Below are 1,717 nucleotides of genomic sequence, written 5' to 3' on the forward strand. Positions count from 1 at the left end.
CTGTATCAATACAAGGACAGTTTCCCCACTTACCGCGCCCATAACGAACAGGCGATGGCGCATGCGGCCATCGCCTACGCCAAGGCCAACATGCGCCGGCGCATGATGGCGGTGACCAGCTCGATCGGTCCCGGCGCCACCAATTTGCTGACGGCGGCGGCCTTGGCCCATGTGAACCGGCTGCCGGTGCTGCTGTTGCCGGGCGACGTATTCGTCTCGCGCGCGCCGGACCCGGTCTTGCAGCAGCTGGAAGATGGCGGCGATGGCAGCGTGTCGGTCAACGACGCCTTCAAACCGTTGTCGCGCTATTTCGACCGCATTATCTATCCGGAACAACTCTTGAGCGCCTTGCCGCGCGCCATCGCCGCGCTGACCGACCCGGCCGCCTGCGGCCCCGTCACCCTGTCGCTGCCGCAGGATGTGCAGACCATGGCGTATGACTATCCGGAAGAATTTTTTACGCCACGCGTGGTGCGTTTCCGCGCCATCCCGCCGGTGCCGTCCGAACTGGAAGAAGCGGCCGCCTTGCTCGCGAAGGCAAAACAGCCGCTGATCGTGGCCGGTGGCGGCGTGCTGTATGGCCAGGCTGGCGCCGCCTTGCGCGCCTTTGCCGAACGTCATGGTATTCCGGTGGCGGAAACCCATGCCGGCAAGAGTTCCTTGCCTTGGGATCACCCGCTGCAGCTGGGCGCCATCGGCGTCACCGGTGCGCCGTCCGCCAATGCGCTGGCCAGCCAGGCCGATCTGGTACTGGCGGTCGGCACGCGGCTGCAGGACTTTACGACGGGATCGAATTCGCTGTTTGCCAAAGCCGAGCTGGTCAGCCTGAACGTCAACAGTTTTGATGCGCTGAAGCGCCGCGGCCTCGGTGTGCAGGCGGACGCCACCCTGGGCCTGCAGGGTCTGTCGGCCTTGTTGCCTGACTGGTCCGCCAGCAGTGCCTGGACGGAGCTGGCCAAACGCGAAGCGGCCGGCTGGCGCGAAACGGTGACCGCCATCACGGGCAAGCGCGAGGTGGCCGGCCTGCCATATGACGGCGAAGTGATCGGCGCCGTGCAGCGCTCGTCAAACCATTCGACCGCCAACGATATCGTCGTCTGCGCGGCGGGCACCCTGCCGGCCGAACTCCATAAACTGTGGCGCACCAGCACCCCCGGTGGCTACCATATGGAATACGGCTACTCGTGCATGGGCTATGAAATCGCCGGCGGCCTCGGCGTCAAGATGGCCAAGCCCGCGTCCGACGTGATCGTGATGGTGGGCGACGGCAGCTATCTGATGATGAATTCGGAAATCGCCACCTCGGTCATGCTGGACAAAAAGCTGATCATCGTGGTGCTCGACAACCGGGGCTATGGCTGCATCAACCGCCTGCAGCAGGCCTGCGGCAATGCGCCGTTCAACAATATGCTGGCCGATTGCCTGCAGGCAGGCGAGGGCGCGCCACAGATCGATTTCGCGCTGCATGCGAAATCCTTGGGTGCGCTGTCCGAACATGTGGACGGCATTGCCGGCCTGGAACAGGCCCTGGTGCGTGCCCGTGCCGCCAGCCGCACTTATCTGATCTGCATCGATACCGACGACACGCGCACCACCGAAGAGGGCGGTTGCTGGTGGGAAGTGGCCGTACCCGAGGTCTCGACCCAGCCCGGCGTGCAAGCGGCACGCGCCCGTTATGAACTTGATCGCCAAGGACAAGCAAAATGAACACATGGAA

Annotated in this window: 1 protein-coding gene; it reads left to right on the forward strand. The window is 64.3% G+C overall.

All coding sequences use genetic code 11. The features are described from left to right. On the forward strand, positions 1-1,707 hold a 1,707-nt coding region (iolD, locus tag ACP7B7_RS31570), incomplete at its 5' end, for a 3D-(3,5/4)-trihydroxycyclohexane-1,2-dione acylhydrolase (decyclizing) (protein ID WP_426079357.1). Between the last annotated feature and the right edge of the window lie 10 nt (positions 1,708-1,717).

Origin of the sequence: Janthinobacterium sp. PSPC3-1 (assembly GCF_049896105.1) — a bacterium.
Classification (GTDB): Bacteria; Pseudomonadota; Gammaproteobacteria; order Burkholderiales; family Burkholderiaceae_D; genus Janthinobacterium.